General features: G+C 70.7%; 24 protein-coding genes. 8 read left to right on the forward strand and 16 right to left on the reverse strand.

The annotated features are described in order from the left end of the window. Positions 1 to 316: 316 nt before the first annotated feature. Positions 317 to 1,003 carry a DNA-3-methyladenine glycosylase gene (locus M1E25_RS08920; RefSeq protein ID WP_251412330.1) on the reverse strand — a complete coding sequence of 229 codons (687 nt, stop codon included), beginning with the start codon at positions 1,001 to 1,003 and terminating at the stop codon, positions 317 to 319. A gap of 154 nt (positions 1,004 to 1,157) precedes the next feature. Here M1E25_RS08920 and M1E25_RS08925 point away from each other — a divergent pair, with 154 nt between their 5' ends. The 3 genes from M1E25_RS08925 to M1E25_RS08935 all read left to right on the forward strand — a co-directional run bounded on the left by M1E25_RS08925 (position 1,158) and on the right by M1E25_RS08935 (position 3,443). After that, positions 1,158 to 1,940 (forward strand): sporulation protein, encoded by a 783-nt coding sequence (locus M1E25_RS08925; RefSeq protein ID WP_251412333.1) that lies wholly within the window; start codon positions 1,158 to 1,160, stop codon positions 1,938 to 1,940. Positions 1,941 to 2,234: 294 nt separating this feature from the next. Continuing rightward, positions 2,235 to 2,768: a YbhB/YbcL family Raf kinase inhibitor-like protein gene (locus tag M1E25_RS08930; protein WP_251412335.1), complete on the forward strand. Its 534-nt coding sequence runs from the start codon at positions 2,235 to 2,237 to the stop codon at positions 2,766 to 2,768. A gap of 171 nt (positions 2,769 to 2,939) precedes the next feature. Then, positions 2,940 to 3,443: an HNH endonuclease gene (locus M1E25_RS08935; RefSeq protein WP_251412336.1), complete on the forward strand. Its 504-nt coding sequence runs from the start codon at positions 2,940 to 2,942 to the stop codon at positions 3,441 to 3,443. A gap of 84 nt (positions 3,444 to 3,527) precedes the next feature. Here M1E25_RS08935 and M1E25_RS08940 read toward each other — a convergent pair whose 3' ends face one another. The 4 genes from M1E25_RS08940 to M1E25_RS08955 all read right to left on the reverse strand — a co-directional run bounded on the left by M1E25_RS08940 (position 3,528) and on the right by M1E25_RS08955 (position 6,647). After that, positions 3,528 to 4,295, reverse strand: coding sequence for a sulfite exporter TauE/SafE family protein (locus M1E25_RS08940; RefSeq protein ID WP_251412338.1), 768 nt, complete (start codon positions 4,293 to 4,295; stop codon positions 3,528 to 3,530). A gap of 59 nt (positions 4,296 to 4,354) precedes the next feature. Continuing rightward, complete coding sequence (locus tag M1E25_RS08945) at positions 4,355 to 5,293, reverse strand: SPFH domain-containing protein (protein WP_251412341.1); 939 nt, start codon at positions 5,291 to 5,293, stop codon at positions 4,355 to 4,357. A 78-nt stretch (positions 5,294 to 5,371) separates the two neighbouring features. After that, the gene (locus tag M1E25_RS08950) at positions 5,372 to 5,794 is read right to left on the reverse strand and encodes an NfeD family protein (protein WP_251412344.1); all 423 of its coding nucleotides are present in this window, start codon (positions 5,792 to 5,794) and stop codon (positions 5,372 to 5,374) included. Between the two features lie 61 nt (positions 5,795 to 5,855). Beyond that, the gene (locus M1E25_RS08955) at positions 5,856 to 6,647 is read right to left on the reverse strand and encodes an ABC transporter ATP-binding protein (RefSeq protein WP_251412347.1); all 792 of its coding nucleotides are present in this window, start codon (positions 6,645 to 6,647) and stop codon (positions 5,856 to 5,858) included. Between the two features lie 111 nt (positions 6,648 to 6,758). On the opposite strand from M1E25_RS08955, the gene M1E25_RS08960 reads away from it, so the two are divergent. Then, the gene (locus tag M1E25_RS08960) at positions 6,759 to 7,568 is read left to right on the forward strand and encodes an Rv1486c family protein (protein WP_251412350.1); all 810 of its coding nucleotides are present in this window, start codon (positions 6,759 to 6,761) and stop codon (positions 7,566 to 7,568) included. Positions 7,569 to 7,661: 93 nt separating this feature from the next. On the opposite strand, the gene M1E25_RS08965 is transcribed toward M1E25_RS08960, so the two are convergent. Together M1E25_RS08965 and M1E25_RS08970 are read right to left on the reverse strand one after the other, a co-directional pair. Beyond that, positions 7,662 to 8,306 carry a response regulator gene (locus M1E25_RS08965; protein WP_251412352.1) on the reverse strand — a complete coding sequence of 215 codons (645 nt, stop codon included), beginning with the start codon at positions 8,304 to 8,306 and terminating at the stop codon, positions 7,662 to 7,664. Then, positions 8,299 to 9,441 carry a GAF domain-containing sensor histidine kinase gene (locus M1E25_RS08970; RefSeq protein ID WP_251412354.1) on the reverse strand — a complete coding sequence of 381 codons (1,143 nt, stop codon included), beginning with the start codon at positions 9,439 to 9,441 and terminating at the stop codon, positions 8,299 to 8,301. Before M1E25_RS08970 ends, M1E25_RS08965 begins: the two co-directional genes overlap by 8 nt. A 600-nt stretch (positions 9,442 to 10,041) precedes the next feature. Between M1E25_RS08970 and M1E25_RS08975 the strand changes: the two genes are divergently transcribed. Continuing rightward, on the forward strand, positions 10,042 to 10,824 hold the full coding sequence (locus M1E25_RS08975) for a transglycosylase SLT domain-containing protein (RefSeq protein WP_251412356.1): 783 nt from the start codon (positions 10,042 to 10,044) through the stop codon (positions 10,822 to 10,824). Positions 10,825 to 10,931: 107 nt separating this feature from the next. On the opposite strand, the gene M1E25_RS08980 is transcribed toward M1E25_RS08975, so the two are convergent. After that, positions 10,932 to 13,463 (reverse strand): ABC transporter ATP-binding protein/permease, encoded by a 2,532-nt coding sequence (locus M1E25_RS08980; RefSeq protein ID WP_251412358.1) that lies wholly within the window; start codon positions 13,461 to 13,463, stop codon positions 10,932 to 10,934. A gap of 323 nt (positions 13,464 to 13,786) precedes the next feature. On the opposite strand from M1E25_RS08980, the gene serB reads away from it, so the two are divergent. Further along, positions 13,787 to 15,022, forward strand: coding sequence for a phosphoserine phosphatase SerB (gene serB, locus M1E25_RS08985; RefSeq protein ID WP_251412359.1), 1,236 nt, complete (start codon positions 13,787 to 13,789; stop codon positions 15,020 to 15,022). A 115-nt stretch (positions 15,023 to 15,137) separates the two neighbouring features. Here the strand turns inward: serB and M1E25_RS08990 are convergent, their stop codons facing one another. The 8 genes from M1E25_RS08990 to M1E25_RS09025 all read right to left on the reverse strand — a co-directional run bounded on the left by M1E25_RS08990 (position 15,138) and on the right by M1E25_RS09025 (position 20,340). Then, positions 15,138 to 15,686, reverse strand: a complete 549-nt coding sequence (locus tag M1E25_RS08990) for a SixA phosphatase family protein (protein ID WP_251412361.1) — start codon at positions 15,684 to 15,686, stop codon at positions 15,138 to 15,140. Between the two features lie 191 nt (positions 15,687 to 15,877). Continuing rightward, complete coding sequence (locus tag M1E25_RS08995) at positions 15,878 to 15,994, reverse strand: SGM_5486 family transporter-associated protein (protein ID WP_251412364.1); 117 nt, start codon at positions 15,992 to 15,994, stop codon at positions 15,878 to 15,880. Positions 15,995 to 16,091: 97 nt separating this feature from the next. Beyond that, complete coding sequence (locus M1E25_RS09000; RefSeq protein ID WP_251412367.1) at positions 16,092 to 17,405, reverse strand: CynX/NimT family MFS transporter; 1,314 nt, start codon at positions 17,403 to 17,405, stop codon at positions 16,092 to 16,094. 50 nt (positions 17,406 to 17,455) lie between these two features. After that, the gene (locus M1E25_RS09005) at positions 17,456 to 17,818 is read right to left on the reverse strand and encodes a hypothetical protein (RefSeq protein ID WP_372500547.1); all 363 of its coding nucleotides are present in this window, start codon (positions 17,816 to 17,818) and stop codon (positions 17,456 to 17,458) included. A 187-nt stretch (positions 17,819 to 18,005) separates the two neighbouring features. Further along, the gene (gene fabI / locus M1E25_RS09010; protein ID WP_251412369.1) at positions 18,006 to 18,776 is read right to left on the reverse strand and encodes an enoyl-ACP reductase FabI; all 771 of its coding nucleotides are present in this window, start codon (positions 18,774 to 18,776) and stop codon (positions 18,006 to 18,008) included. A 4-nt stretch (positions 18,777 to 18,780) separates the two neighbouring features. After that, on the reverse strand, positions 18,781 to 19,497 hold the full coding sequence (fabG, locus tag M1E25_RS09015; protein ID WP_251412371.1) for a 3-oxoacyl-[acyl-carrier-protein] reductase: 717 nt from the start codon (positions 19,495 to 19,497) through the stop codon (positions 18,781 to 18,783). A gap of 163 nt (positions 19,498 to 19,660) precedes the next feature. Beyond that, positions 19,661 to 20,047: a PIN domain-containing protein gene (locus M1E25_RS09020; RefSeq protein WP_251412636.1), complete on the reverse strand. Its 387-nt coding sequence runs from the start codon at positions 20,045 to 20,047 to the stop codon at positions 19,661 to 19,663. A 5-nt stretch (positions 20,048 to 20,052) separates the two neighbouring features. Next, on the reverse strand, positions 20,053 to 20,340 hold the full coding sequence (locus tag M1E25_RS09025; protein ID WP_251412374.1) for a type II toxin-antitoxin system Phd/YefM family antitoxin: 288 nt from the start codon (positions 20,338 to 20,340) through the stop codon (positions 20,053 to 20,055). A 152-nt stretch (positions 20,341 to 20,492) separates the two neighbouring features. Between M1E25_RS09025 and M1E25_RS09030 the strand changes: the two genes are divergently transcribed. Then, the gene (locus M1E25_RS09030) at positions 20,493 to 22,016 is read left to right on the forward strand and encodes a TldD/PmbA family protein (protein WP_251412377.1); all 1,524 of its coding nucleotides are present in this window, start codon (positions 20,493 to 20,495) and stop codon (positions 22,014 to 22,016) included. Beyond that, on the forward strand, positions 22,013 to 23,425 hold the full coding sequence (locus M1E25_RS09035; RefSeq protein WP_251412380.1) for a metallopeptidase TldD-related protein: 1,413 nt from the start codon (positions 22,013 to 22,015) through the stop codon (positions 23,423 to 23,425). The genes M1E25_RS09030 and M1E25_RS09035 overlap by 4 nt, the downstream gene beginning before the upstream one ends. Positions 23,426 to 23,441: the final 16 nt, after the last annotated feature.

The raw sequence follows: 23,441 nt of genomic DNA on the forward strand, positions 1-23,441 counted from the left end.
TTCCCTTCGGTGTCCCCGACACTACCAGACCCTTTTCCGTTCCGTTTCCGGTCCGAATTCGAATCCGATCCCCGTCGAGAGAGGGGTTCTTTTCGCGCCTTCCGGCGCGATCACCACTTTAGCGGTTCCCCCCCCGCGACTCATAATCGAGTCGACCGGTCCTGAATTCGGCATAGCGAAAACATTCCCGCAAGGGATCTTGTCGCCTGGTAGTGGTTTGTGCCGCTCGCAAGTGGTCTTCGAGGGGCTGAAGCCTGCCTCGAAGCGCTGCTCGATTCAGCGGCTCGTGCCACGTTACGCACCAGGAGTCCTCGCGTCAAGTCGCCTTCGGCTTCCGGCGTCTTGGGACATGGGCCCGGTACGGGCTGACCGTCGGCTCACCGGCGATCCAGAAACGCCAGTGATGGTGTGCGCCGGCCCCGCCCACACCCGTGCGCGGACCGCTGAGGATGTGCTCGGCGACCGCCGGACTCCCGGTCAGCAGACGCAGCGGTCCGTCCGGCCCTCCGCAGACATCGGCTCCGTCCAGCGTTCGGTCGATGTCGAGCGCGGTGGCCAGCCTCGCCGGACCGCGTGCCAGGTCACGGTCCTTGCGGGCCGCGTGGCGGCGCTCGTACGCGAGCTCCCGGCCGCGGACGATCTCGCCGGCCCGCAGCAGGACGCCGCTCGCCTCTCCTTCGGCTCCGCATACGAGATTGAGGCTGAACCACATGCCGTAGATGAAGTAGACGTAGGCGTGCCCGGGCGGACCGAACATGGTGGCATTGCGGGCGGTGCGCCCCCGGTACGCGTGCGAGCCCGGGTCCGCGGGGCCCGCGTATGCCTCGACCTCCGTCAGACGCAGTTCGATCGGGCCGAGCGGGGTGGGGCGGACCAGAGTGCGGCCGAGCAGATCGGGGGCCACCTCCAGGACCGGTCGGTCGAAGAACTCCCGCGCGAGCGGCGTAGTGTCGGACCCTGCGCGGGGCCTCGCGGGCTCGTCACCGGACGGTTGGTGCGGCATGCGGCCCGAGCGTAGTGGAACGTGCGGGTGCACGACCGGGCCGTCCTCCTCCCCGGGAGACCGAAACCGTTCGGCGGAGGACACGGAACCGCCCGCAGCCGTTCCGCGTTTACAGGGGAAGGCGAGACACAGGCTCGGCCTGGGAGGGAAGATCATGGGCTTCAGGAAGCTGCTGGCGAGCATGGGGGCCGGTGGGGCATCCGTCGAAACGGTGCTCACCGAGGCGAACGTCGTTCCGGGCGGGGTGGTGCAGGGCGAGGTCCGGATTCAGGGCGGCTCGGTGCCGCAGCAGATCGAGGGCCTGTCCGTGGGGCTTCAGGCACGTGTGGAGGTCGAGGGCGGCGACCACGAGTACAAGCAGGACATCGAGTTCCACCGTCAGCGACTGGGCGGGGCCTTCGAGGTCCAGGCCGGTGCCGTGCACAACGTCCCGTTCGGCCTCGAGATCCCGTGGGAGACCCCGATCACCACGTTCATGGGGCGTCACCTCACGGGCATGAACGTGGGTGTGGTGACCGAGCTCCAGATCGCCCGCGCCGTGGACTCGGGCGATCTCGACCCCGTCAACGTGCACCCGCTGCCGGCCCAGCAGGCCATCCTGGACGCGTTCGGCAGCCTCGGCTTCGGCTTCCGGAACGCCGATCTCGAGCGCGGACACATCCGCGGGACACGGCAACGACTGCCGTTCTACCAGGAGATCGAGTTCTACGCCCCACAGCAGTACCGCGGCCTCAACCAGGTGGAACTGACGTTCGTCGCCGACGACCGGGAGATGGACGTCATCCTGGAGATGGACAAGAAGCCGGGTCTCTTCACCGAGGGCAGCGACTCCTACCGGGCGTTCACCGTCGGCCTCTCCTCCTTCCAGCAGACCGACTGGGCGGCCTACATCAACCAGTGGCTGTCCGAAGTCGGCGGGCGTCGCAACTGGTTCTGAGCCCCCGGCACGACGTCTGGGGCCCTCTCGCCGCACCCGCCCCTCACGGCGGGCGACACCATCGGAGAGAGGGCCCGGGGCGTCTGGTGAAAGTGGCGTCGTCCGCCCTGGGGCAGGGCCCACGGCGCCCGGTGCGTGCAGCCGCCGGGCCCGGAGGACCGGCCTCGTAGTGGGCTGCTCGAACGGTTCGGCAGCGCGGCGGATGTGCGTGCCGGGCGCCGCGGGTCGGACGGGACTTCACCACAGCCTCTAGGCTCGGGCCCACAGAGATCCATCCGATCAGGAGGTTTCGACGTGACCGAGCTCAAGAGGCCGCCGCTCCCGCACGACTTCCATCCGTCCGTGCCGTCCTTCACCGTGGTGAGCGACGACGTGACAGACGGGGCCGTGCTGGGCGACGACCAGGTCCAGGCCCGCGGCAACCGTTCGCCCCACCTGCGGTGGGAAGGCTTCCCGGCCGGGACCAAGAGCTTCGCGGTGACCTGCTTCGACCCAGACGCGCCGACCGGTAGCGGGTTCTGGCACTGGGTGCTGTTCGACATTCCGGCCTCGGTCACCGAGCTGCCTGCGGGCGCGTGCAGCGGGGCCTTCCCCGGTCTGCCCGCCGGAGCGGTGCACGCACGCAACGACGCCGGATCGCACGACTTCACCGGCGCCGCCCCGCCGCCCGGCGACGGGCCGCACCGGTACCTGTTCACCGTCTATGCCGTGGACACGGAGAAGCTGGGGCCGGACGCGGACGCCTCGCCGGCGGCCGTCGGCTTCAACCTCCGGTTCCACGCGCTGGCGCGGGCCCACGTGATGGCGGAGTTCACTGCGCCCGGGTGATCCCGGCGTGCGCTCAGGCTGCCCCGGTCGTCGTCACGACGTCCGGGGCAGCGGCGTCTTCACCTGTCCTCGCCCGGTGGACGCGGGAAATTGCGTTGTCCCGAAGGACCCCTCCCGACAAGGTTGAAGCCGGGCCGCCGAGGGGCGGACGGGGACCGGGAGGTGGACGACGTGCGCGGGACGCTGGTGCTCAACGCGAGCTTCGAGCCCTTGTCGACGGTGACGCTGCGGCGCGCGGTGGTGCTCGTCATGCAGGACAAGGCCGTGGTCGAACAGGCTCACCCCGGGCTGCGCATGCGCGCCGCCGCCGTCGAGATGCCGGTACCCCAGGTGATCCGGCTGTGCCGGTACGTGCGGGTGCCGTTCCGAAGACAGGCGCCGTGGTCCCGCCGCGGGGTACTCGTCCGGGACCGCCACCGGTGCGCCTACTGCGGGCGGCGGGCGACCACCGTGGACCACGTGGTGCCGCGGTCGCACGGCGGCGCGGACAGCTGGCTGAACACCGTGGCCGCATGCGCCGAGGACAACCACAGCAAGGCCGACCGCACCCCGGAGCAGGCCGGGATGCGATTGCTCAGCAAGCCCTTCGAGCCCACACCGGCGGATACGCTGCTGTTCGCACTCGGGGCCGACGGCGACACCGGCCTGCCGGAGTGGCTCGCCGTGCCGGCCTGACCTTCCGGCGTGTCCCGGGATCAGCGATCCCGGGACACTGGCGCGGTGCCGGGCGAGGCGTCGCCGCCGGCGTCCGGCGGCTGTTCAGTTGAGCAGCAGCTGGACGATGGCGGCGACGCCGACGGCCACGATGACACCGCGGAGCACGGTCGGGGAAAGCCGCCGCCCGACCTTGGCGCCTATCTGGCCGCCCAGAGCGGATCCGACCGCGATGAGGACCACCGCGGTCCAGTCGAACTCCGCGACGAAGAGGAAGAAGACGGCGGCAACCCCGTTGACCAGGGCTCCGAGAATGTTCTTGACCGCGTTGATGCGCTGGAGGCTCTCGTTGAGCAGCAGGCCCATCAGCGAGAGGTAGAGGACCCCCTGGGCAGCGCCGAAGTAGCCGCCGTAGACACTCGCGAGGACCAGGCCGACGAGGAGGGCGGCACCGCCGTGGGGGTGGGCCTGGGTCCCGTTGCGTTCGCGCCGCTTCTGGACCGCGCGCGACAGCCGCGGCTGCAGCACCACGAGCACGAGCGCCAGCGCAATCAGCACCGGCACGATCGTGTCGAAGGCCTTGGACGGCAGCGCGACGAGCAGGGCGGCGCCGATCAGCCCGCCGACCAGTGCGGCGGCACCGAGGCGGAGGACACGTGCGCGCTGGCCCTCGAGCTCCCGGCGGTACCCGATGGCGCCGCTGACCGAACCCGTCACCAGGCCGAGCGCGTTGGAGACGTTGGCCGTGATCGGGGACAGGCCGGTGGCCAGCAATACCGGGAAGGTGATGAGCGTCCCGGAACCGACGACCGTGTTGATTCCGCCGGCCGCGACACCCGCGACGAAAACGGCCACGGCCTCCCAGATCCCCATACTGTGCCCTCTCCGCGATCAGTGCCCGATGCACCGATCATGCCTGAGGGCCGAACGGGTCAGTCGATCGGGGGCTGCTCCCGTCGCGGGGCAGGGGTGGTGCCGGTCTGCGGGGCACCGCCCAGCGGCCCGAAGTTGCCGATGGCACCGCTCAGTCCCTTGAGCGCGTCGCCGATTTCGCTCGGAACGATCCAGAGCTTGTTGGCGTCCCCCTCGGCGATCTTGGGGAGCATCTGCAGGTACTGGTAGGAGAGCAGCTTCTGGTCCGGGTCGCCGGCGTGGATGGACTCGAAGACCGTGCGGATCGCCTGCGCCTCGCCCTCGGCGCGGAGCGCGGCGGCCTTGGCCTCACCCTCGGCCCGGAGGATCGCGGACTGCTTCTCGCCCTCGGCGCGCAGGATCTCGGACTGCCGGACACCCTCCGCCTGGAGGATCGCGGCGCGCTTGTCGCGGTCGGCGCGCATCTGCTTCTCCATCGAGTCCTGGATGGAGGTCGGCGGCTCGATGGCCTTCAGCTCGACGCGGTTGACGCGGATGCCCCACTTGCCGGTCGCCTCGTCGAGCACGCCCCGGAGCGCAGCGTTGATCTCCTCACGGGAGGTGAGGGTCCGCTCGAGGTCCATGCCGCCGATGATGTTGCGGAGCGTCGTGACGGTCAGCTGCTCGATCGCCTGGATGTAGCTGGCGACTTCGTAGGTAGCGGCGCGGGCGTCGGTCACCTGGTAGTAGATGACCGTGTCGATGTTGACGACGAGGTTGTCCTGCGTGATCACCGGCTGCGGCGGAAACGGCACCACCTGCTCACGCAGGTCGATCCGGTTGCGGATCGAGTCGATGAAGGGGACGACGATGTTCAGCCCGGCATTGAGGGTGCGGGTGTAACGGCCGAACCGCTCCACGATCGCCGCACTGGCCTGCGGGATGACCTGCACCGTCTTCATGAGTGCAATGAAGACGAGCACCACCAGGATGACCAGGACGATGATGATCGGTTCCACTGGATGCTCCCCGTAACCCCTCGGTCGGCTGCTTGATCACGAGTCTGTCAGAGAGGCGTCCGCCGTGTGCCGGTTTCCTCACATGACGAGTGCTGTCGCCCCGTCGATGTCGACGACGTCCACCTGCTGTCCCGTTTCGTAGACCCGGTCGGTGTCGAGCGCCCGCGCGGACCAGACCTCGCCGGCGAGCTTGATCCGTCCTCCCTGGCCGTCCACCCGTTCCAGGACGAGTGCCTGACGTCCCTTCAGGGCGTCGATGCCGCTGGAGAGCTGGGGACGGCGCGCGGCGCTGCGCCGGGCGATGGGACGCACGACGGCGATCAGCGCCACCGAGACCACCGAGAAGACGAGCACCTGTGCCACCTTGCCGCCGCCCAGGACATCCGTCACCGCGGCCGCCACAGCGCCCACCGCGAACATGCCGAACTCCGGTACCGCGGTCACGACCAGGGGGATGCCCAGTCCGACGGCGGCGATCAACCACCACACCCAAGGGTCCACGCATTCATCGTAGTTGGGTGATCGCGGCGGGAACAGTGCGCGGATGCGCGGGAGCCGGCCTTCAGGACAGCGGAAGCCCCTGGGCGGTCCAGCGATCACCGGCGCGCTCGACCACGAGCGGCAGACCGAAGCAGCGCGAGAGGTTGCGGGAGTTCAGTTCCGACTCCAGCGGCCCGGCGACGAGGACCTTCCCCTGGCGGATCATCAGCACGTGGGTGAAACCGGGCGCGATCTCCTCGACGTGGTGGGTGACCATGACCATGGACGGTGCCTGGGGGTCACGCGCGAGCCGGCCCAGCCGGCGCACCAGATCCTCCCGACCGCCGAGGTCGAGACCGGCCGCCGGCTCGTCCAGCAAGAGCAGTTCGGGGTCGGTCATCATGGCGCGCGCGATCAGGGTGCGCTTGCGCTCGCCCTCGGAGAGGGTGCCGAACTTGCGGTCGAGGTACCCGGACATGCCCATCCGGTCGAGGAACTGGCGCGCCCGCTTCTCGTCGATCTCGTCATAGCTCTCGTGCCAGTGGGCGGTCATGCCGTAGGCCGCGGTCAGCACGGTCTGCAGAACGGTCTGGCCGTGCGGGAGCTTGTCGGCCATCGCCATGCCGGCCACGCCGATGCGCGGGCGCAGCTCGAAGACGTCGACGGCGCCGAGTTCCTCGCCGAGGATCCGGGCCTTGCCGGTCGTGGGGAAGAGGTAGCTGGAGGCGATATTGAGCAGGGTGGTCTTGCCCGCACCGTTGGGGCCGAGAATGACCCAGCGCTCGCCTTCGGCAACCGACCAGGAGACCTTGTCCACCAGAGCCCGGTCCTCGCGGACCACGGATACGTCCACCAGCTCCAGAACATCGCTCATGAGCGCGTTGTCTCCCCTTGCAGTCTCGGATGTCGCATACGCCGGACAGGCGCAGCTCCCAGGGAAAAACTTACGCCACCGCCTCCGGGGTCAAGTCCTTAGGCTGGACCCATGCTCACCGAACCCCGCTCAGGACGTCTGGCCGCATGGGGAAATGCCCTCCTTGCCGGACTCGTCTCCCCCGATGACGCCGTTCACCACGCGGTGGGCGACGACACCCGGCACCGCATCGAGGGGCTGCCCGGCGAGCCGGGTCCGGTGGGCCTCAGCCTCGGACTGGGGCGGCTGCGGGCGCTCGGCGCCGCCGGGCTTCGCATCGCCCTTCCCGTGCCGGGGCATCCGCTGGGACTCAGCGGGCCCGCCGAGTTCAACGCGCGGGCGCTGGAGGCCGGGGAAGCGGTGATCGCGATCGGGCCGCAGGCACTCGGTCTCGTGCCCGCGGTGACGACCGTGGGCCCGGAGGGCGACGAGCACGTCGAGGTGGTGTGGCACTGCATTCCGGTGCGTGATGCGCCGCCTGCCGACGTTCCCTCACTGGGCGAGGCCGAGCGCGAACTCGCCGAGGCGCTCCGCGAGGCGACGGAGGTACTGGCGCGGCTCGACCTCGCCGGGGCGGGCCCGGCCGCCGAGGCGGCGCTGGACGCGTACCGGGCCCGCGCCGAGGAGAACCGGGAGGTGCTGGCGCCGGGCTATCCGCCCCGTGCGGCACGGGTGCTGGCGCTCGCGCAGCGGGTGGGCGCGCTGGTGGCCATCGCGTTCGGCGAGCACGGGCCCGACGGCGACGGCCGGGAGCACGGGGCGGCCGTGAGCGCCTCGCAGATCGCAGCTCGGGCCGAGGCGCTGCGCCCGGTGGAACGGACGGCTCGGCGGGCGCAGGTCGCGGCGTACAACGCGTACGTGGAGGCGAGCGACCGGGGTTGAGGTGCGACCGGGGCGGTCGCCCCCGGACCGGGAGGTCCCGAGTCCCGCGTGTCGTCCGCGCTTCGGCAGGGTGCCCGGGCAGCGGCGGCCGCCTCAGGCCCCGTGGCGCACGGCCCAGAGCGCGGCCTGGGTGCGGTCGGCGAGATCGAGCTTCATCAGGATGTTCGACACATGGGTTTTCACGGTCTTCTCGGAGAGCACCAGCGCCTTGGCGATCTCACGGTTGGAGCGACCGTCAGCGATCAGTGACAGCACTTCGCGTTCACGCTCGGTCAGGTTGCCGCCTCTGCCGGGAAGCGCCTGCGTGTCCTCCTGGGCGAACAGGGCCGCTGCGACTTCGGGCTGGAGCAGGACGTGGCCGGCGTGGACCGACCTGATGGCCCGGGCGAGTGCCTCGGGGTCGATGTCCTTGTAGAGGTAGCCGGCCGCACCCGCACGCAGTGCGGGGACGACGGTCCGCCGCTCGGTGAAGCTCGTGACGATCAGCACGCGGGCCGGGTTCTCGAGGCCTCGCAGGGTCCGCAACGCCGCGATGCCGTCGGTACCGGGCATCTTCACGTCCATGAGGACGACGTCGGGACGCAGCTCCTCGGCCAGCTCGACGGCCCCGGCCCCGTCGGACGCCTCACCGGCGACCTCGATGTCGTCCTGCACTTCGAGGAAGGTGCGCAGTCCGCGTCGGACGACCTGGTGGTCGTCGACCAGCAGGACCCGGATCGTGCGGTCCCGGTCAGCCACCGGGCACCTCCGTTTCGATCGTGGTGCCCCGGCCCGGGGAGGAATTGACGGTCAGGCAGCCGCCGACTCCCGCGGCCCTGTCGCGCATCGAGACCAGACCGAGATGGCGTCCGGCGCGCCGGACGGCCTCGGGGTCGAACCCTCGGCCGTCGTCGCGCACGGTCAGCAGGGTGGTCCGGCCCCGGCGGGTCAGCTCGACGTGCACCTGCGCGGCGCCGGCATGCCGGAGGGCGTTGTGGAGGGCCTCCTGCGCGATCCGCAGCAGCGCCGCTTCCTGGGCGGCGGGCAGCGCGCGGACTCCGCGGGACGAGAAGCGGATCCGCGCCGAGTGGGCCCGGTCGAGCACCTGCACCTGGGCGCCGAGAGTGGCGGCGAGTCCGTCCTCGTCGAGCGCTGCGGGCCGCAGTTCGGTGACGGCTGCCCGCAGTTCGTCGGCCGCGTCCGCGGCGAGAACGGTGACCTGGTGCAACTCGCGCTTGGCCCGGGCGGGGTCGCGGTCGACGAGGGCCGCAGCGGCCCGGGCGGTCAACCGGAGGGAGAACAGCTTCTGCGCCACGGCGTCGTGCAGTTCGTGGGCGAGCCGGGCCCGCTCCCCCTCGATCGTCAGCTCCCGACTGCGTTCGTACAGGCGGGCGTTGGTGAGGGCGATGGCGGCGTGCTGGGCGATGATGCCGAGCAGCTCCTCGTCCTCGGCGGTGAACCCTCCGCTGCCGCCGGGCAGTTTGTTGGCGAGGAAGACGATGCCGAGGACCTCGTCGCCGTCCGCGATCGGCAGTCCCAGGAAGTCGGACATCTCGGGGTGGGCCCTGGGCCAGCCCTCGAATCGTGCGTCCTTGCGGACGTCGGCCAGACGCTGCGGAGCGGCGTCACGGAGCATGGCGGCGAGGATCCCGTGCTGCCGGGGCAGTGGGCCGATGGCCTTCCACTGCCGGTCGCTGATGCCGTCGACCACGAACTGGCTGAATCCGCCGTGGTCGTCCGGGACCCCGAGTGCCGCGTACTCGGCGTCCAGCAGGGTTCGGGCGGACGCGACGATCGTGTGGAGGACGTCGCGGACCTCGCGGTGCCTGCTCATCGCGAGGATGGCCGCGCTCACCGCGGCGAGACCCGACGGGGGCCGGGGTCCGGTGCTCATGGGGCTCACCGTACCGACGGGGGGCGGAGGGTGGATCGGTCCGCAGACGGTGCCGGACCGGGGCCGTGGTCCTGGTCCCGGAGCTGCGGCGGCCGCCCTCGGCGCCCGGCCGGCGCAGGAACGGACGGGCTCACCGTGACAGGCGCGCCGGGTCACCTCGGCCGGTCGGAGCGGGGGGCGGGCCCGGCCGAGGTGGGGCCGGCCGGAATGAGACGGTGACACCGCCATCCGGAGCGGAGGGGGAACGGAGGGTGCGTTCCACTCGACGCACGGTGAACCGGGAACCCTTGGCGGTGTGACCCCGCGCATAGGACGTACGTCACTTACGAAAACGCATAGTGGACATCCGGCCTGTTGCGGTCATTGTGCGACCGGAGGGGCAACCGGCTCGATGTCTGGTTTCAACGATCTGACGTAGTACGTCACACCTTTGCCACAACTTTTTCCGGCCACTAAGAATTGCCGAGTCGCACGGCGCTGCAGGTCCAGGTGCAGCGCCATTGCCGGACATACGGGCGTGAAAATCCCCGCGGGGACGGACGGTTCGCCCGGAACGGGCCGGCCTCTGCGACACAGCGATCGGAAGAGGTCTACCCACTCATGCGCATCCCCAACTTCTCTGGTTACAACCGCCTGTCCAAGACCCACCGGTACTCCGTCGCCGGCATTGCCGCCGCGGGTGCTGCGGCCATGGCCTTCGCGGTCGTGCCGGGACACGGTGATGGCGATTCCGGGCAGGCCCTCTCCGCCAAGCCCGTAGCGGCGGACGCCCATGCGTTCGGCAGCAAGGCCACGAAGGACGGCGTCAAGGCGCAGGCCGGTGCGGTGTCGAAGCAGGCCGCCAAGAACGGCCAGACGGACGAGGCCAAGAAGAAGGCCGCGCAGGCCATGGCCAACGCCAAGATCAAGTACGCGGCCGAGCAGAAGCAGAAGGCCGAGGAGGCCGCCAAGGCGAAGGCCGCCGCTGCTGCCAAGGCGAAGGCCGAGAAGGAGCGTGCCGCGAAGGCCGCCGCCGACCGCTCGGCCCGTGCGAAGGCGGCCAAGGCTGCCGAGCCGACTTACCCGAACAACCTGGACGGCTGGATCCGGGAAGCTCTCGCGATCATGAAGAAGGAAGGCATCCCCGGCTCCTACGAGGGGATCCACCGCAACATCATGCGTGAGTCCGGCGGGGACCCGAACGCCATCAACAACTGGGACATCAACGCTCAGAACGGTGTGCCGTCCATCGGTCTGCTCCAGGTCATCAAGCCGACCTTCGACGCCTACCACGTCAAGGGCACCGCGTACGACCAGCGCGACCCGGTGGCCAACATCGTCGCCGCGTGCAACTACGCCGCCGACCGCTACGGCTCGATGGACAACGTGAACTCCGCGTACTGAGCGGTCCTCCGGCAGGACCGCACGGTTCTCCGGCCCCGGCCGGAACGGACAGCACAGGGCGGCGGCAACCCGGTCCCGGGTTGCCGCCGTCCTCGCGTGCGTCCGGTCTACTTCCGCATGACCTCCGGCTCGTGGCGGCGCAGCAGACGGGCGACCGCGAACCCGCAGGCCACCGCGAACAGGGCGAGAACGAGCATGTCGATGCACCACTGGCCGGCCGTGTGCTCCCAGAGCGGGTCGAGATCGGTGGGGTTCTCCCGGTCCCACGGCGGCATGAGATGCGAGAGGTCGAGCGTCGTCCCGGAGGCGCCGACCGCCCAGCGGGACGGCATGAGCCACGCGATCTGCTCGAGACCGGGCTTGCCGAAGACCTGGAACAGCGTCCCGGTGAACACCAGCTGGACGATCGCGAACATCACCAGCAGCGGCATCGTCTTCTCTGCGGTCCTCACCAGCGAGGAGATGACCAGACCGACCATCATCGAGGTGAAGCCGATGGCGACGACCGTCACGCCCAGCTCGACCGTGGCGCTCATGATCACGCCCTCCTCGGGGATCTCCCGGACGGAGAAGCCGATGGCACAGATGATCACCGCCTGGAGGGTCGTGATCACCCCGAGCACGATCACCTTGGACATGAGATACGCGGACCGGGACAGGCCCGTGGCGCGTTCGCGTTCGTAGATGACGCGTTCCTTGATCAGTTCGCGCACGGAGCCGGCGGCGCCCGAGAAGCACATGCCGACCACCAGAATCATCATGACCATGCCCGCGCCGCTGTTGAAGCGGTCCGGTGGTGTCGGCGGCATCAGACCGTGCTTGGCGGGGATGACCGCGCTGACCCCGCCGAGGATGGCCGGCACCAGAAGGATCATCAGGCCGATGAATCCGCGGTCGGAGGCGATCACCGACAGATAGCGGCGGATCAGCGTGCCCAGCTGGGAGCCCCAGCTCTGCGGCTTGGGCGGCCGGGACATCGGCGACTGGGCACGGACGGGGTGCGGCGCCACGGCCTCGAGGTCCGCCGCGTACAGCCGGTAGTGCTGCGAGCCGCGCCAGCGTCCCGCCCAGTCGTAGTCACGGTAGTTCTCGAACGCGGAGAAGACGTCGGCCCAGGACTCGTAGCCGAAGAAGTTGAGCGCCTCCCCGGGCGGGCCGAAGTAGGCGACCGAGCCGCCCGGCGCCATCACGAGCAGCTGGTCGCAGATCGCCAGCTCGGCCACCGAGTGGGTAACCACGAGGACCGTGCGGCCGTCGTCGGCCAGGCCGCGGAGCAGCTGCATGACGTCGCGGTCCATGCCCGGGTCGAGCCCCGAGGTCGGCTCGTCGAGGAAGATCAGGGACGGCTTGGTCAGCAGCTCCAGGGCGACCGAGACGCGCTTGCGCTGACCGCCCGAGAGCGAGGTGATCTTCTTCGTGCGGTGAACGTCGAGCTTGAGCTCGCGCAGAACCTCGTCGATCCGGGTCTCGCGCTCGGCCTCCTGGGTGTCACCCGGGAACCGGAGCTTGGCCGCGTACTTGAGGGCGGTGCGGACGGTCAGCTCCTTGTGCAGGATGTCGTCCTGCGGGACCAGGCCGATGCGCTGCCGGAGTTCCGCGAACTGCTTGTACAGGTTGCGGTTGTCGTAGAGGACATCGCCCTGGTCGGCGGGCCGGTACCCGGTCAGGGCCCGCAACAGCGTCGACTTCCCGGAGCCGGAGGGGCCGATGACGGCGATGAGGGACTTCTCGGGGACGCCGAACGAGACGTCCTTGAGAATCTGCTTCCCCCCGTCGACGGTGACGGTGAGGTGGCGGGCGGAGAAGGAGACCTCGCCGGTGTCGACGAACTCCTCGAGCCGATCGCCCACGAGGCGGAACGTGGAGTGGCCGACACCCACGATGTCGTCCGGGCCGATCAGCCGCCGGCGGACCGGCTGGCCGTTGACGTACGTGCCGTTGTGGCTGCCCAGGTCGACGATCTCGAAACGGCCGTCGGGGGTGGCCCGGAACTCCGCGTGGTGCCGGGAGACCTGCAGGTCGGAGACGACGAGCTCGTTCTCGAGGGCACGCCCGATCCGCATCACCCGCCCGATGTCGATGCGGTGGAACGTCGTCGGGCTGCGGTCGCCGGGCCCGGTCCCGGCCGGCTGCTGCGCGGGGTGCTGCGGCGGGACGCTGTCCCCGGGCTCCTGCCGCCCGGTCTGCTGTCCGGAACGCGCTCCGGCCGACGGGGCGGACCCGGGCCCCCAAGCGGCCGCCTGGGCGGATGCTCCGGTCGACGGCAACGGCGTGCTCGGCGCGGCCGCGTCCTGCATGCGGAGAGCCTCGCCGCGGGGATGCGGGACGGCCTGTCCCGTCCCGGTGAACGCCACACGCGGCCCGTCCGTTGCGTTCCCGAGACGGACGGCCGCTCCCGCCTCGACCTCCACCTGCTGCATCCGACGTCCCCGCACATAGGTGCCGTTGGTGCTCCCCTGGTCCTCGACGACCCAACTGCTTTCCGCCCAGCGCACGGTGGCGTGCCGCCAGGAAACCCTCGGATCGTCGATCACCATGTCACCCTGCGGGTCGCGTCCGAGGGTGTACGTCCTGGACCGGTCGAGAGTCCAGGTACGTCCGTTCAATTCCAGTACGAGTTCCGGCACTCCATACCCCACTGCTTGTCCCCCGATCTCATCCGCTGCGCGGGGAGCCCAGGGATGCGAAGTTCGTGGGGGAACTATTTCAGGCGGACGAGCCCGTCCGGAAGCCGGGCCGTGGCCCCGGCGGCGGCGAGGGACACCGGGGGCCGGACTGTCCCGGGCCCGGACCGCCCTCCGGCGCACTCACCCGGGGTGAGACGCGGACCACGGTGCGCACGGATCACGTGGCTCCGCCCCACGACGGACCGCCCGGGTGGGCCGCCTGCCTCCGCGGCGGCCGTCCGTTCCGCGGGACGAACGCGCGAGGCGCCGAGGCGTCCGGATACGGTGGGAGCACCATGAGCGCATCGCACACCCCGCCGGCTGCGGCCGCCCCGGACGAGGACGCCCCGACCCTCCTCGTCAAGATCTTCGGCAAGGACCGTCCCGGTATCACCGCCGGGCTCTTCGACACGCTCGCCACCTTCTCCGTCGATGTCATCGACATCGAGCAGGTCGTGACCCGGGGCCGGATCGTGCTCTGCGCACTGGTCACCGCACCCGCCCGCCGGGACGCGACGGAGGGCGACCTGCGCGCCACCGTGCACACCTGGGCCGAGTCGCTGCGGCTCCAGGCCGAGATCATCTCGGGCCGGGGCGACAACCGCCCTCGGGGTCTGGGCCGTTCGCACGTCACCGTCCTCGGCAATCCGCTCACCGCCGAGTCGACCGCAGCCATAGCGGCCCGGATCACCGGCACCGGCGGGAACATCGACCGGATCTCCCGGCTGGCCAAGTACCCGGTCACCGCAGTGGAGTTCGCCGTCTCGGGCGCCGAGACGGAACCGCTGCGTACAGCACTGGCAACCGAGGCGGCCGCCCTCGGGGTGGACGTGGCCGTGGTGGCATCGGGGCTGCACCGCCGGGCCCAGCGCCTGGTCGTCATGGACGTGGATTCGACGCTCATCCAGGACGAGGTCATCGAACTCTTCGCCGCCCACGCGGACTGCGAGGACAAGGTGGCCGAAGTGACCGCGGCAGCCATGCGCGGCGAGCTCGACTTCGAACAGTCGCTGCACGCCCGGGTACGGCTGCTGGCCGGACTGGACGCATCCGTGATCGACAAGGTGCGCTCGGAGGTGCGGCTCACACCGGGCGCCCGCACCCTGATCCGCACGCTGAAACGGCTCGGGTACCAAGTGGGCGTGGTGTCGGGCGGTTTCACCCAGGTCACCGATGACCTGCAGGAACGCCTCGGTCTGGACTTCGCCTCGGCCAACACCCTGGAGATCGTGGACGGAAAGCTCACCGGCCGGGTCGTCGGCGAGGTCGTGGACCGCGCGGGCAAGGCCCGGCTGCTGCGCCGGTTCGCGGAGCAGGCGGGAGTTCCGCTGTCGCAGACCGTGGCGATCGGTGACGGTGCGAACGACCTGGACATGCTGAACGCGGCCGGCCTCGGCGTGGCCTTCAACGCCAAGCCGGTGGTGCGCGAGGCGGCGCACACCGCCGTGAACGTCCCCTTCCTGGACACGGTGCTCTATCTGCTCGGGATCACGCGCGACGAGGTCGAGGCCGCGGACACCCACGTCGGCTGACGGCCCGGGGGCGGCGCCGACGTTCCGGCCGTCAGCCGGTCCTGTCGCCGCGGGAACACCGGAACGGGGCCCCGCTCTCGGGAACGGGGCCCCGTTCGTCGTACCCGGACACGCCCTATGCGTGCGGCGCCCAGTAGTCGAGGAGCCGGCCGACGCCGTGCTCCACGGTCTTCCAGGACCCCTCGAACCCGACGACGGCCATGGCGGAGGTGGGGAATCCGACGCGGCTGAGCCGTGCCAGGCTGTCCCCCTCGGCCGAGCCCGTCAGAGCGTCTGCGAGGGCGTGCATGCCCGGGTTGTGGCCGACGAGCATCAGATTGTTCACGTCGTCGGGGGTTTCGTTGAGCAGGGCCAGGAGGTCACCGAGCGTGGCCTCGTAGATCCGGTCCTCGTAGACGGTCCGGGGCCTCTGGGGCAGCTCGTGGACGAAGAGCTTCCATGTCTCGCGGGTACGGGCGGCGGTCGAGCAGAGGGTCAGGTCGGGGCTGATGCCGGTGGTGGCGAGCCAGCGGCCTGCAACGGGTGCATCCTTGCGTCCGCGTTCGGCGAGCGGCCGGTCGTGGTCGGCGACGTCGGGCCAGTCGGCCTTGGCGTGGCGAAGCAGAACGATCTTGCGGGACTCCGAGGGTCCGGGAGTGGCTTCCCGGGAAGAAGCGGCGCTCATGCATCCCAGCTTCGCACGAAACGCCGCGTGCGGCTCGGGGTGTTGACATGGTCCCCCCGAGGGGTGACGGCACACCGCGCAGCCGGGAGAACGGAGCATCGACCGTGCAACTCCGGCCCTGCGCCGGGGACACGGGAGGTACTTCGGAACCCGCTGCCGATCGTGCTTGCGACGCGGCCCGGTGGGGCCGGTCAGGGCGAGGCGATGCTCGCGATCACGCCGATGACGACGGTGACGGCAAGCATCACGCCGAGGACGGCGAGCAGCTTCTTCTGCCCGTTCTGCGGGTTCGGCTCGAGCACTGGCATGCCCCCATGGTCCCACCCGTCCCCGCCGTCGGATCGCACAGGGCCCCGGGGCCGCACGGGCGCCTCTCCGCCGCCGGGTCTGCCACGCGGCCGACGCTCAGCACTCGTCCTCGACGACCCGGTCCCGTCCGGCGAGTACCCCCAGCGCGATCTGCGCCACCATGAGCCCGGCCATGACCGTCAGCGGCACGTCCCACCCGCCGCTGTGCTGGTACAGCGCGCCGATCACCAGCGGTCCGGGCACCGCGATCAGGTAGCCGGTGCTCTGCACGAAGGCCGACACCCGGACCACTCCCGCACCGGAGCGTGACCGCAGTCCGATCAGCGTGAGCACCAGCGGAAAGGCGCAGTTGGAGATCCCGAGGAGCAGGGCCGCCGGCCACGCCGTCGCCGCCGGGGCGACATGGAGGCAGATGTACCCGGCGAGACCGCAGAGACCGAGGGCTACGGCCAGGGCCCCCTGGTTGCGCATCCGGGCGGCGATCTGCGGCAGCACGAACGACAGCGGTACGCCGAGCCCCATCGTCACGGCGAGCAGCACACCGGCCGAGGCCGCCGGAACGCCCGCGTCCCGGAAGATCTGGGGCAGCCATCCCATGGTGATGTATGCCGAGGTCGCCTGGAGGCCGAAGAAGCAGCCGAGGGCACGGGCGGTGGGGCTGCGGGCGACGCGCAGGCCCGGCGGCCGGCGCTCGTCACGGGGCGTCCCGCCGTCCGCAGCCGGCTCCGGACGGCGGGCCAACGGGAACCAGCACACCGCCGCGACGACCGCCGGCACCGCCCACACGACCAGGCCGGCCCGCCAACTGCCGCCGGATGCGGTGGCGATGGGCACGGTGAGGGCGGCCGCGGCGGCGGTGCCGAGTGACACCGCCATCGAGTACAGGCCGGTCATCGAGCCGATGCGGTCCGGGAACCAGCGCTTGACGGTGACCGGCATCAGGACGTTGCCGAGCGCCATGCCTGCCAGGGCGAGAGCGCTGCACACGAGGAAACCGGCGGCGGCTCCGGTGAAGGGGCGCAGGAGGAGGCCGACGGCGACCGCGGCCATGGCGCCGCAGACCACGGGGGCAACGCCCCACCGGCGGGCGAGGCGGGGTGCTGCGGTCCCGAAGTGGCCGAAGCACAGGGCCGGGACCGAGGTCAGCAGGCCGGCCACCGTGCCGCTCATGCCGAGTCCGTGTCTGACCTCCTGCAGAACCGCGCCGAGGCTGGTGATCGCGGGGCGCAGGTTGAGTGCGGCGACGACGAGGCCGGTGGCCACCAGGACGCCGAGCCATCGGGGAACGCCCGCCCGTTGCCCGGGCCGCTGCGCGGTGCGACGGGGCGGCCCGTCCTGGGGTGAGGAGACCGGGACCCGGGTCCCGCCCGGCGCGGGCCTTCGTATGTCGGGGAGATCGTCGTCGGCCATCAGGGCAGCATACGGTTCGGGGTCCTCGATGCCGGAACGCCGCAGGAGCCTCAGCGTTCGTGGCTGACCCAGGCCTCGCGGACTGGCAGCCAGCAGCGTCCGGCCAGCCGAACCGTCTGTGCCGGGCCGGCCTCGACGGGGGCGGTGTCCACGTCCGGGTCCCACCAGCGGTCGCACTCGATGTGCAGCTGCACGTGATCACTGTCGGGATACGGGTTGTAGCAGTCGGCGGTGACGTCCGGACCGTCGATGCGGACGCGGCACTCCGCCCGGGCAGGGGACCTCTGGACGGTCGCCGGCCGGGCGCGTTCCGCGGCCATGGACACTGCCGGGCCCGTCGCTCCGGCGGGGGCGGCCATGCCGGCGAGAAGGAGCAGCAGGGCCGCGGCCGTGCGGCGGCGGGGGACGGACATGGCGGGACCTCCTCGGCCGTGCGGGGGCCGCTGCTGCACCACGAGAGGTCTCCAGGGTGTCCGGCGCACCGGCGGCGCGCCTGCGATGCTGCGCCGTACGGGTGAACGTGCGCGAACGCCCCGGCAGCGGTGGGTTCCGCTGCCGGGGCGTTGTGCGGCCCCCTTCGAGAAGGGGGCCGGGGAGGCTTCAGGCGCCCATCATGTGCACGCCGCCGTCGACGTGGACGATCTCGCCCGTGGTGCGGGGGAAGAAATCGGACAGCAGACCGACCACACCGCGCCCGGCCGGCTCCGGGTCCGCCAGGTCCCAGCCGATGGGAGCCCGGTGGTTCCAGACGTCGGCGAGCTCCTCGAAGCCCGGGATCGACTTGGCGGCCATGGACTTGATCGGTCCGGCGGAGATCAGGTTGCAGCGGACGTTCCTGCTGCCCAGGTCACGTGCCAGGTAGCGGCTGGTCGACTCGAGGGCGGCCTTGGCAACGCCCATCCAGTCGTACTTCGGCCAGGCGATCTGCGCGTCGAAGGTGAGCCCGACGACGGAGCCGCCGCGCGGCATCAGCGGCAGGCACGCCATGGTCAGCGACTTGAGGGAGTAGGCGGAGACGTGCACCGCGGTGCCGACGTCCTCCCAGCTCGCCTCGAGGAAGTTGAACGCGCCCTGGGGACCGAAGGCGATGGAGTGCACGATGCCGTCGAGGCCGACGCCTTCGCCGATCTCCGCGCGGACCTTGTCGGCCAGCCCGTCCAGATGTTCCTGGTTCGTGACGTCCAGCTCGATGACGGGAGCGGGTTTGGGCAGCCGCTTGGCGATGCGCTCGACGAGGGAGAGCCGGCCGAAGCCGGTCAGGACGACCTCGGCGCCCTCGTTCTGGGCGATCTTGGCAGCTTGGAAGGCGATGGACGACTCGGTGAGGACGCCCGTGACCAGAATGCGCTTGCCGGCGAGGATTCCACTCATGTGATCAGTGACCCATGCCCAATCCGCCGTCAACCGGGATGACGGCTCCAGTGATGTACGAGGCGTCGTCCGAGGCGAGGAAGCGCACGGCGGCGGCGATCTCCTCGGGCCGTGCGTATCGCGCGAGCGGCACCTGCTCCAGAATGCCCGCGCGCTGCTCGTCGCTGAGCTCGCGGGTCATGTCGGTGTCGACGAAGCCGGGCGCCACGACGTTGAAGGTGATGTTGCGGGACCCCAGCTCGCGTGCGAGCGAGCGGGCGAACCCCACGAGGCCGGCCTTGGAGGCGGCGTAGTTCGCCTGGCCCGCCGAGCCCAGCAGGCCCACGACGGAGGAGATCAGGACGACACGGCCCTTCTTGGCCCGCAGCATGCCGCGGTTGGCGCGCTTGACCACGCGGAAGGTGCCGGTGAGGTTGGTGTCGAGGACCGTGCTGAAGTCGTCCTCGGACATCCGCATCAGCAGCTGGTCGCGGGTGACTCCCGCGTTGGCCACGAGGACCTCGACCGGGCCGTGCTTGTCCTCGATCTCCTTGTACGCCTGGTCGACCTGCTCCGGGTCGGTGATGTCGCACCGGACCGGAAGGAAACCCTCCTTGGTGAGGACCTCGGGGTCGCCGGAGCGGTACGTGATGGCCACCTTGTCGCCGGCGTCGGCGAAGGCGCGGGCGATGGCGAGGCCGATGCCCCGGTTTCCTCCGGTGACGAGAACCGAGCGGCTCAACGGATCACCCTTTCTCTGGACGGTGCGAACACCTCGAACGTATCGGCCCGGGCCCCGTGACGACGGCTCCGGCTCCCACAGGCGCGTCCGGCCGTCCCTGTGGGGTCCCTACAGAACCGTGCGGGGCACGGCGGTCCTGCCGATGCCGGGTGGGATGCGTTTTTCAGCCGGTCACGCCCGGGGCGAAAGCAGCCAGTCCGGCCTCGCGCGCGGCGTCGAGCATCCGCTTGTCGTAGGTGATCAGACAGTCGAGGGCCTCTCCGATGGCCAGCGCACTCGCCACGTGGACGGCATCGAGAGAACGCAGCGAGGCCGGCACCCGGGTGGCCAGGTTCCTCACGTCCTCCGTGAGGAGGATTTCGGTCACCGTCCTGTCGAGGTCGGCCAGGGCGTTCGGATACGAGCCCACCTTGTCCAACTGCCGGACGGTCTCAACGAACCCGAGGGTGCTCGTCGCCATCGGGACTCCGGGCCGGGCGGCGAGGAATCTCCGCAGCTCAGCAGTGTTGGACCGACCGGTCAGCAGAGTCAGCAGAGCCGACGAATCCATGTAGATCACCGGTCCTCGTCCTCCCGCTCCGCGAGGAGGAGTTCGACCGCGTCAGGTGCATCGGCCGGGATGTCGTACCGGGGCAGACGGTCGAGATCGGAGGTCGTGGTGGCCTTCAAGCGGATCTTGCCCTGGGCAACGAGGTCGGAATACCGGGCCACGGGCCCAGAGCCGGGAAGCAGTATGGCGATGACGTTCCCGTGGCGCGTCACCTGGATCGCCTCACCCTTCTCGACACGGGCGAAGACGGCGCTCGGGTTGTAGGAGAACTCACGGACCGAAATCGTGCTCATCGGGTACCTCCCTCTGCATCCGCGACGTGTACCTACACTTTCGAGATTCTACCTACAACAAGAAAGCTCCGTGCCCGACAGCCGCGGCGAAGCTCCTGTGCGAGGACCTCACGCCGCGGCATGATGCGGTGCGACAACTTCAGGAGGATGCCGTGGCCCGTTCCCTCGACGAGTCCTTTACGTCGCTGCCGTTGCACGCGCTCGCCGACGCGGCGCTCGCCCGCGCCCGGTCGCTCGGCGCCGAGCACGCCGATTTCCGGCTGGAACGGGTGCGCAGTGCCGAGCGGCGGTTGCGCGACACGAAACCGGCGGGCTCCTCGGACACCACCGACCTGGGGTACGCGGTACGGGTCGTGCACGGCGGGAGCTGGGGGTTCGCCTCAGGCGTCGACCTGACCCCGGACGCCGCCGCCCGCGTCGCAGGGCAGGCGGTGGAGATGGCGAAACTCTCCGCGCTGGTGGTCGATGCCTCGGGGGCGGACGAGCGGGTGGAGCTGGCGGACGAGCCGGTGCACGCCGACCGGACGTGGATCTCCGCCTACGACGTGGATCCGTTCGGCGTCCCGGACACCGACAAGAACGACCTCCTCGCCGAATGGAGCTCCCGGCTGCTCGCCGCGGACGGCGTGGCGCACGTCGACGCCTCGCTCCTCGCCGTTCACGAGAACAAGTTCTACGCGGACACCTCCGGCACCTCGACCACGCAGCAGCGGGTGCGGATCCACCCGCAGCTGACCGCGGTGGCCGTCGACCCCGCCAGTGGCGAGTTCGACTCCATGCGCACCATCGCCCCACCGGTGGGGCGGGGCTGGGAGTACCTGACGGGCACGGGCTGGGACTGGGACGCCGAACTGGCCGAACTGCCCTCGCTGCTCGCCGCCAAGATGCGGGCGCCGAGCGTGGAACCCGGGTCGTACGACCTGGTGATCGACCCGTCGAACCTGTGGCTGACGATCCACGAATCGATCGGCCACGCGACCGAGCTCGACCGGGCCCTCGGTTACGAAGCCGCCTACGCCGGAACCTCGTTCGCGACCTTCGACCGGCTCGGCGAACTGAAGTACGGCTCCGAGATCATGAACGTGACCGGCGACCGCACGGCCGAGCACGGGCTGGCGACTATCGGTTACGACGACGAAGGTGCGGCGGCCCAGTCCTGGGACCTGGTGCGGGAGGGGACCCTGGTCGGCTACCAGCTCGACCGCAGGATCGCCCGGCTCACCGGCTTCGAGCGCTCCAACGGCTGCGCGTTCGCCGACTCCCCCGCGCACGTGCCCGTACAGCGGATGGCCAACGTCTCGTTGCAGCCGGCTCCCCGGGGACCCTCGACCGAGGACCTCATCGGCGGTGTGGAGCGCGGCATCTACGTGATCGGAGACCGCTCCTGGTCCATCGACATGCAGCGCTACAACTTCCAGTTCACGGGCCAGCGCTTCTTCAGGATCGAGAACGGCCGGATCGCCGGGCAGCTGCGCGATGTCGCCTACCAGGCCACGACCACGGAGTTCTGGGGCTCGATGGCCGCCGTGGGCGGCCCGCAGACGTACGTCCTGGGCGGTGCGTTCAACTGCGGCAAGGCACAGCCCGGCCAGGTCGCGGCGGTCTCGCACGGCTGTCCGTCGGCGCTGTTCCGCGGCGTCACCGTTCTCAACACCACTCAGGAGGCCGGCCGATGACCCGTACGACCAAGCCGCACGAGATCGTCGAGCGCGCCCTCGGCGTGTCCCGGGCAGACGGCTGCGTGGTCATCGCCGACGAGTCGTCCACGGCCAACCTCCGCTGGGCCCGCAATGCGCTGACCACGAACGGGGTGCCCCGCGGCCGTACCCTCACCGTGATCGCGACGGTGGACGGGGGCCGCGGTACCGCCTCCGGGGTGGTCTCCCGCTCCGCGGTGACGGCCGACGGCATCGAGCCGCTGGTGCGGGCCGCCGAGGCGGCCGCGCGCGAGGCGGGCCCCGCTGAGGACGCACAGCCGCTGGTGGACGGCGTACCCGCGTCGCCGGACTTCGCCGAAGCCCCGGCGGAGACCTCGTCGGCGGTGTTCTCCGCCTTCGCCCCGGCGCTCGGGGAGGCCTTCGCCCGCGCCCACGACGCCGGCCGCGAGCTGTACGGGTTCGCCAACCACGAGATGGTCTCCACCTATCTGGGGTCCTCGACCGGGCTGCGGCTGCGCCACGACCAGCCCACCGGCACGCTCGAACTGAACGCCAAGGCGCCGGGTGCCGACGGACGGACCCCGCGTTCGGCCTGGACCGGCCGTTCCACCCGGGACTTCGGGGACGTCGACCCGGCGGCGATGGACGCCGAGCTGGCGCAGCGGCTGGAGTGGGCGCGGCGCCGGGTCGAGTTGCCGGCCGGCCGGTACGAGACGCTGCTGCCGCCGACGGCCGTGGCGGATCTGCTGATCCATCAGATGTGGTCGTCCTCGGCCCGGGACGCGGTCGAGGGCCGTACGGTCTTCAGCCGGCCGGGCGGCGGAACCCGGATCGGGGAGAAGCTCTCGGGACTGCCGGTGAACATGCGCAGTGATCCTCGGGAACCGGGCCTGGAGTGCGCGCCGTTCGTGATCGCCCACGCGTCGGGGGACGACGTGTCGGCCTTCGACAACGGGCTGCCGCTGCGCGCCACCGAGTGGCTGCGGGACGGGGAGCTCGCGCACCTGGCGACGTCCCGGCACACGGCCGGGCTCACCGGCCTCCCGGTCGCCCCGGCGATCGACAACCTGATCATGGATGCCGGGGGCGCCCGTTCGCTGGAGGAGATGGTCGCGGACACCGGGCACCACGGGCGCGCCCTGCTGCTCACCTGCCTCTGGTACATCCGCGAGGTGGATCCGGCGACCCTGCTGCTGACCGGGCTGACCCGGGACGGCGTGTACCTCGTCGAGAACGGCGAGGTGGTCGCCGAGGTGAACAATTTCCGCTTCAACGAGTCACCGGTCGACCTTCTGGGCCGCGCGACGGAGGCCGGGCGGACGGTCCCGACGCTGCCCCGGGAGTGGAGCGACTGGTTCACCCGGGCGGCCATGCCGGCGCTGCGCGTCCCCGACTTCAACATGAGCTCCGTCAGCCGCGGGGTCTGAGCGCCCGGGCCGCCCC

Origin of the sequence: Streptomyces meridianus (assembly GCF_023703325.1) — a bacterium.
In the GTDB taxonomy this organism is placed as follows: domain Bacteria; phylum Actinomycetota; class Actinomycetes; order Streptomycetales; family Streptomycetaceae; genus Streptomyces; species Streptomyces meridianus.

Bases quoted from the DNA above. Each gene is read 5' to 3' on its own strand.
- M1E25_RS08970 (WP_251412354.1), bottom strand. From the start codon at position 9,441: ATGAGCACCGGACCCCGGCCCCCGTCGGGTCTCGCCGCGGTGAGCGCG.
- M1E25_RS08940 (WP_251412338.1), bottom strand. From the start codon at position 4,295: ATGGGGATCTGGGAGGCCGTGGCCGTTTTCGTCGCGGGTGTCGCGGCC.
- M1E25_RS08925 (WP_251412333.1), top strand. From the start codon at position 1,158: ATGGGCTTCAGGAAGCTGCTGGCGAGCATGGGGGCCGGTGGGGCATCC.
- fabI (WP_251412369.1), bottom strand. From the start codon at position 18,776: ATGAGTGGAATCCTCGCCGGCAAGCGCATTCTGGTCACGGGCGTCCTC.
- M1E25_RS08990 (WP_251412361.1), bottom strand. From the start codon at position 15,686: ATGAGCGCCGCTTCTTCCCGGGAAGCCACTCCCGGACCCTCGGAGTCC.
- M1E25_RS09025 (WP_251412374.1), bottom strand. From the start codon at position 20,340: ATGAGCACGATTTCGGTCCGTGAGTTCTCCTACAACCCGAGCGCCGTC.
- M1E25_RS08920 (WP_251412330.1), bottom strand. From the start codon at position 1,003: ATGCCGCACCAACCGTCCGGTGACGAGCCCGCGAGGCCCCGCGCAGGG.
- serB (WP_251412359.1), top strand. From the start codon at position 13,787: ATGAGCGCATCGCACACCCCGCCGGCTGCGGCCGCCCCGGACGAGGAC.
- M1E25_RS08975 (WP_251412356.1), top strand. From the start codon at position 10,042: ATGCGCATCCCCAACTTCTCTGGTTACAACCGCCTGTCCAAGACCCAC.
- M1E25_RS09005 (WP_372500547.1), bottom strand. From the start codon at position 17,818: ATGTCCGTCCCCCGCCGCCGCACGGCCGCGGCCCTGCTGCTCCTTCTC.
- M1E25_RS09000 (WP_251412367.1), bottom strand. From the start codon at position 17,405: ATGGCCGACGACGATCTCCCCGACATACGAAGGCCCGCGCCGGGCGGG.
- M1E25_RS09020 (WP_251412636.1), bottom strand. From the start codon at position 20,047: ATGGATTCGTCGGCTCTGCTGACTCTGCTGACCGGTCGGTCCAACACT.
- M1E25_RS08960 (WP_251412350.1), top strand. From the start codon at position 6,759: ATGCTCACCGAACCCCGCTCAGGACGTCTGGCCGCATGGGGAAATGCC.
- M1E25_RS08955 (WP_251412347.1), bottom strand. From the start codon at position 6,647: ATGAGCGATGTTCTGGAGCTGGTGGACGTATCCGTGGTCCGCGAGGAC.
- M1E25_RS08995 (WP_251412364.1), bottom strand. From the start codon at position 15,994: ATGCCAGTGCTCGAGCCGAACCCGCAGAACGGGCAGAAGAAGCTGCTC.
- M1E25_RS09035 (WP_251412380.1), top strand. From the start codon at position 22,013: ATGACCCGTACGACCAAGCCGCACGAGATCGTCGAGCGCGCCCTCGGC.